This window comes from Stenotrophomonas sp. S39 (assembly GCF_016624665.1).
In the GTDB taxonomy this organism is placed as follows: domain Bacteria; phylum Pseudomonadota; class Gammaproteobacteria; order Xanthomonadales; family Xanthomonadaceae; genus Stenotrophomonas.
Genome location: NZ_JACVTT010000156.1, coordinates 1 through 5,933, shown reverse-complemented (window position 1 = coordinate 5,933; position 5,933 = coordinate 1). Strand labels below are relative to the sequence as shown.

Annotated in this window: 5 protein-coding genes; 3 read left to right on the top strand and 2 right to left on the bottom strand. The window is 64.4% G+C overall.

The window, feature by feature from the left end:
- Window positions 1–201: 201 nt before the first annotated feature.
- Window positions 202–2,508, bottom strand: a complete 2,307-nt coding sequence (locus tag IAE41_RS21605; RefSeq protein WP_200734511.1) for a TonB-dependent receptor — start codon at window positions 2,506–2,508, stop codon at window positions 202–204.
- 298 nt (window positions 2,509–2,806) lie between these two features.
- Here IAE41_RS21605 and IAE41_RS21600 point away from each other — a divergent pair, with 298 nt between their 5' ends.
- Together IAE41_RS21600 and IAE41_RS21595 are read left to right on the top strand one after the other, a co-directional pair.
- Window positions 2,807–3,070 (top strand): hypothetical protein, encoded by a 264-nt coding sequence (locus IAE41_RS21600; protein WP_234458967.1) that lies wholly within the window; start codon window positions 2,807–2,809, stop codon window positions 3,068–3,070.
- Between the two features lie 243 nt (window positions 3,071–3,313).
- The gene (locus tag IAE41_RS21595; protein WP_200734510.1) at window positions 3,314–3,796 is read left to right on the top strand and encodes a hypothetical protein; all 483 of its coding nucleotides are present in this window, start codon (window positions 3,314–3,316) and stop codon (window positions 3,794–3,796) included.
- 51 nt (window positions 3,797–3,847) lie between these two features.
- On the opposite strand, the gene yidA is transcribed toward IAE41_RS21595, so the two are convergent.
- Window positions 3,848–4,681, bottom strand: coding sequence for a sugar-phosphatase (gene yidA / locus IAE41_RS21590; RefSeq protein WP_200734512.1), 834 nt, complete (start codon window positions 4,679–4,681; stop codon window positions 3,848–3,850).
- 168 nt (window positions 4,682–4,849) lie between these two features.
- On the opposite strand from yidA, the gene IAE41_RS21585 reads away from it, so the two are divergent.
- Window positions 4,850–5,512, top strand: a complete 663-nt coding sequence (locus tag IAE41_RS21585) for an exopolysaccharide biosynthesis protein (protein ID WP_200734509.1) — start codon at window positions 4,850–4,852, stop codon at window positions 5,510–5,512.
- Window positions 5,513–5,933 lie beyond the last annotated feature (421 nt).

Here is a 5,933-nt window from a genome sequence, read left to right as displayed (position 1 = left end):
GAGCATCCACGCATGGCGTGGATCTACTGGGGGCAGAGTCCTCCGCATTCGCGGAGGGATCCGACCCCGGGTAATGCGTGTGCCGTTTTGGTAGATGCCAACCTTGGTTGGCAGGGTTTCCCGGCGCTGGAGGTATTCCGCCGGGCATGGCCCGGCGCTACCGGGGTGCGCGGTGAGCATCCACGCATGGCGTGGATCTACTTAGAAGGTCATCGCGGTACTGAACATCACCTGCCGTGGGGCGCTGCGCTGCAGCGTCTGGTAATCGCCCGAGAACGAGGAACCCGCAATCGTGGCGGTGCCGATGTTGTTGCGGTTGAACAGGTTGCTCACATCCAGCCGCAGTTCCAACCCGGGCAGCACACTGCCCTCGCCCAGCGTGTATGCGGCGTAGGTGTTCACCTGCCAGAACGTGGGCACGCGGATGTCGTTCTCGTACGTAAAGGGCTGGCGCAGGTAGGAGGTGCTGGTGGCACCCAAGCGCCAGTTGCCAAGATGCGCGGACAGATCGCTCACCAGCGAAACCTGCGGATACCCCGGCTGGGCGTTGCCCTTGATCGGGTACACGGTATCGCCCACCACGAAATCACTGCCGTAATACGAACGGGCGATGGCTACGCCCTGGTAGAACTGCACGCGATCGGTGATGTCCGCGGTAATGCCGAGGTCGGCGCCAATCACATGCATCTTCGGCATCAGCCGCACGGTGTTGATCTGCGCGAACTGTGTGCCGATGGCCGCTGACAGCAAACGGTTGCGGATATCGCTGTAGAACACATCGCCGGTCAGCGTCAGACGCTCGAAGCGATGCGTTGCGCCCACGGTGAAGTTCCAGTTCTTCTCCGGCCGCAGCGTGCCAGCCACGCGGTCGAACTCGTCCTGGTCGCTGATAGTCCACGCCGATGCGGTATAGCCGATGTTGCCGCGCTGGGCCACGCGATAGCCGTTCATGGTGTTGGCCACGTCGATGAAGGCATCGGTGGCGTCGCTCGGGCTCCAGAACAGCGAGACGTGCGGCAGGACGTTGTCCTTGGCGCGCAGCGCGCCGTATACCGGGCGGTCCACGGCATCGCCGAGGCCGCCGCCTTCGGTGCGGAAATCCACGGCCTTGAAGCCGACGCCCAGCTTCAGCGTGTCGCTCAACGCGATGTCATCGTGCAGGTAGAACTGCTGCGAACGGGTGACCCATCGCGAGGCGTTGTCAGTGAGGAAGGCCGGACCATGCACATCGAACGGGCCGGTGGCATTCAGCGGTTTGCCCTGCCCCAGCAGCGGTTGCTGGTACCAGTCGGTACGGGCAGCGGCCTTGCTCTTCTCCTGCCAGAAGCCCGCGCTGATGATGTGCGCGCCAACCTCGAACTGCAGGTTGGCCATGCCACCGAGGCGGTTCACGCGTGGCGTCTGCACCTGTTCGGAGAACGGCGCGCCGTTGGGCGACGGCAGGGTGGGGTCGGTCAGCGTGGCCTGGGTGTGGCTGTTGGCGTTGTACAGCTGCACGTTGCCACTGAGTGCGGGCGTGATCTGGACACGGTGGTTGATGGACGCCACGCGGTCGCGGGTGATCTGGCCGGTCTGGTAGGGAATCAGTTCGGACAGCTCGCCGCAGGTGTAGGCACCGCAGGATTCATCGGCATTCTCCGGCGAGGCCACGTAGTACGCCCAGGCGTAATCGGGGTAGAAGCTGTCGGCCTTCCAGCCCAGCTTGCGGATCATGTCGAAGGAGATGTTGTTGTAGCCCCAGACCTTGGCCTTGCTGTCGGAGGCGAAGACGGTGAAATCACCCCAGTCCACCTCCTGCTGCGCTTTCAGGTTGCCGCGCAGGAAATCCTGCGTGCCTGCGCCTTGGTACTTGTCCGCTGAGACGCGCTGCAGGTCGACCAGCACTTTCGGGCCGTGCTCGCCCAGCTGGCCGGTCTGCGCGGATACCGTGGTGACCAGCGTGCGGTTGCTGCCCACGCCCTGCTTGATGCGCAGGCTGGGCGTGTCCTGCAGGCCGCGCAGGCGATATTCCAGGCTGCCGCCGTTGGTGCTGCTGGAAAACACACTGACCGGCGCGCCGCCCGGGCTGACGGTGATCGCACCGATGCCGTCGGGCACGCCCACGTTGACCACGCTGGTGCCGGTGAGCGAGAGGAAGCCGCTGTCGTTCAGCGGCACGCCTTCAAAGGTGATGCCCATTTCATTCATGCGGAAGCCGCGCACGAACAGGCTGGTGGCGGAGATATCCAGGCCCAGGCCATCGGTGGCGGTGTAGCTGGCGCCAGGCACGGCCTTGAGCATGGCCAAGGCGTTGTTGCCGGTGACCATGGCATCAAGGTCGGCGGCGTTGATGATGTAGCGGTTCGGGCCGGCCACCTGCGTGGGTGCAACCGCCGCGCCGCGTGGCGTGGCGATGACCTGCAGGGCATTGAGGGTGGTGGGCGCGTCGCTGGTTTCGGCAGCGTAAGCGGGTGCGGCGAGTGCGGCACTGAGGGCCAGGGCAAGCAGGGTCGTGGGTGGGGTATTCATGGCCGGATCCAGGTGCAGGAGAAAGAAGGCGCAGACGCACGCCCAGCGCGTGGCAGCACCGGCGGCGATGCTGTAGCTGAAATGCGATTGCGTTGAAGGAGGAGCGACGCGTTGCGCGCCGGTCAGGGGCAGAGGAAGACAGTCAACTGCCGGGCGATGCGATGGGGTGATTTCGACGGGCGGAAGTGTTGCACTGCCGTGCCGCGCGCACCATTGCACCGTGGTACAGCGCGGCTATACGCAGGTATCGTTCTGTCCAGTATCTTCAGTTGCCCGACACCCGTTGGCAGGAGCGCCGATGATCCGCTGGACCGCAGGGAGAGCATTCGCCATCGCGTGCCTGATGCTGCCGTGCATGGGCGCTGCGCAGGCGCAGGACAGGGGTGAAGCACGTTCGCCGCAACGCCTGGACGCGTTGATGAATGCGCTGGCCACCACGCCATGGCCGATCAGCCCTGGCCAGCTGCATGCGCTGGGCATCGTCGCGCCGTTTGCGCTTGAGAAGGATGCGGGGCTGCGCATCTACCGCTCCCGGCCGATGCTGACCGGCGCTGACGCCTGAGCAACTCTGTCGGAAACCAAACACTGCGCTTGCTTCGATAGCCGCCTTACCACCACTACATTACGGAAGGGTGTATGTGCGCTGCGTCAGTGTTTCCACTTTTGCCTGTCAAATCGGCTTGCAGCTGCAATGTAGCTGGCTGACTATGGCCACGGCGGCCGCGCGGACCTATGCGAGGCCTTCCGCACGCGCTGCCATGCAACGCTCCGACGCGATAACTCGACACTTCAAAGGATGAACGTCATGTTGAATGGATTGAAGCCGCTCGCTGTATCTGCACTGTGCCTGCTCGGCCTGTCCGCCTTCGCCGAAACTGCCTCCGCCGCACAATGGGTCGACAGCGGCCGCTCGGCGTACCTTAAACTGAGCTGGTTCGGAAGCTACAACCAGTACACCTGCACAGCCGCCGATACACCGATTCAGGATTTTCCAGGCATCTGCGCCACCGATTCAGCCAGCGGCTGGACCGCCAACTACAGCGCCTCCAGTGGATTGTCCAACGGGCAGGTGAATGCCTGCGGCCATAATCCGTTCCAGCTCGGCTCGGCCTGTTACGGCTTGGCGTATGCAATCAATGGCCAGGTCTTCGCTGGTGGCCTCCCTGCCGCGTGCACCGTCGGCACGCGCGCAGTGGTTACCTCGACCAGCAAGGAAACCGTCGAAATCCAGTACAACGAACTCGACGTCGACTTCATTGAGTCAGCACGAGAGTACGTCTGCCAATAAAGCTGGCTGCGGGACGTCGCCGAGTGCGGCGGCGTCCTGCGTGCCATCGCCTTAACGCAGTACGAACCGTTCGATGGCCTTGGCCACGCCATCTTCGGCATTGGTGGTGGTTTCAAAACGCGCCACCGCCTTCACTGCATCGATGGCATTGCCCATCGCCACGCTGGTGCCGGCAAACTGCAGCATGGTCAGGTCGTTTTCCTGGTCGCCGATGGCCATGACGTTGGCGCGGTCGATGCCCAGATGCTCGGCCAGCTTCTGCAGGCTGGGCCCCTTGCCGGCGCGGTGGTCGAACACTTCCAGGAAGAACGGTGCGCTCTTCAGCACGGCAAAGCGCTCGGTCAGTTCGGCCGGCAGGTGTGCGATGGCCGCGTCCAGCACGTCGGGCTCGTCGATCATCATCAGCTTGATGAAGGACATCGATGGATCCATGTCTTCCACGCGGCGGTACGACAGCGGCACGTGCGAGAGATGCGAGTCGATGACGGTGTAGCGGCTGATGTCCTGGTTGGGCGTGTACAGGCGCTGGCCGTCGAGGGCCTGGAAGTGCACGCCGATATCGCGCGCGACCTGTTCGCAGTAACGGAAATCCTCGAAGCTGAGGGGGAATTCGGCCACGTTCTCGCCGGTGCCCAGGCGCCGCACCAGGCCGCCGTTGCAGGCGATGCAGTAGTCGTCGTCACCGTTGATGCCCAGTTCCTGCAGGAACGGCGCCAGGCCGGATACGGGGCGGCCGCTGGTCAGCACGATATGCACGCCCAGCGCGCGCGCCTGCGCGATGGCTGCCTTGGCCCGCTCGGTGAGCTTATGGGCGGGGTCCAGCAGGGTGCCATCCATATCGATGGCGACCAGTGCGATGGTCGATTGCCTGCGGCCCATGTCCATCAACGTCCAACCTTGCATGTGGGGACCGCTATTTTAGGGCAGTCGCGCACCTGCCCGCCTCATGCGCGGTTCATACCGCCGGGCGCGGCTGCAGGGATACTCAGCAAGCCTGTGCGCCCCCACCGCAGGACGGCCCCCATGACCGCCCTCCCCTGGAGATCCAGACGCATGACCTACCGCGCCCCCGAGGCTACCGACACCGCACCGTTGGCCGAGCAGATCGAAGACCTGATCCACGGCCTGCCCGGCGAGCAGATCCGCGTGGGCACGCTGCTGCAGGCGCTGGGCGACGAGGGGCTGATGCTGATCGTGATCCTGCTCTCGGCGATCTTCCTGATTCCGGTGTCGATTCCCGGGCTGAGCACGGTGTTCGGTGCGTCCATCCTGTTGATCGGCCTGAGCCGCGCGCGCGACCGCCCGCTGTGGGTGCCGCGCCGCCTGGCCGAGCGTGAGGTGGCCACCGAAAAGCTGAAGGCCAACCTGGGCCGCGCCCTGAAGTGGGTGCACCGCATGGAGCGGCTGTCGCAGCCGATGCGGCTGGCGGTGATGGTGCGTTCGAAGAAGATGATGCGGCTGAACAACCTGGCGCTGGTGTTTGCCACGCTGCTGCTGATGGCACCGGCCGGGCCGATTCCCTTCAGCAACACTCTGCCTGCGCTGGCGCTGATGTCGTTCGCGATCGGGTTCATCCAGCGCGATGGCGCGGCGGTGGCGGCCGGTTACGCGTTCGTGGTGGCCACGGTGGTGTACTTCGGCGTGCTGCTGGGTGGCGTGGGGTTTGCAGCGGAATCGGTGTTCAGTGGGCTGCGTGGCGGCACGTCGTCCGCGTAAACGGCGCTGGCCGTTTGTAGAGTCGAGCTTGCTCGACTGCTCCTGATCTTCTGTAGAGCCGAGCCCATGCTCGGCTGCGCTTCTTCTGTAGAGCCGAGCCATGCTCGGCTGCGCTTCTTCTGTAGAGCCGAGCCATGCTCGGCTGCGCTTCTTCTGTAGAGCCGAGCCATGCTCGGCTGCGCTTCTTCTGTAGAGCCGAGCCATGCTCGGCTGCGCTTCTTCTGTAGAGCCGAGCCATGCTCGGCTGCGCTTCTTCTGTAGAGCCGAGCCATGCTCGGCTGCGCTTCTTCTGTAGAGCCGAGCCATGCTCGGCTGCGCTTCTTCTGTAGAGCCGAGCCATGCTCGGCTGCGCTTCTTCTGTAGAGCCGAGCCATGCTCGGCTGCGCTTCTTCTGTAGAGCCGAGCCATGCTCGGCTGCGCT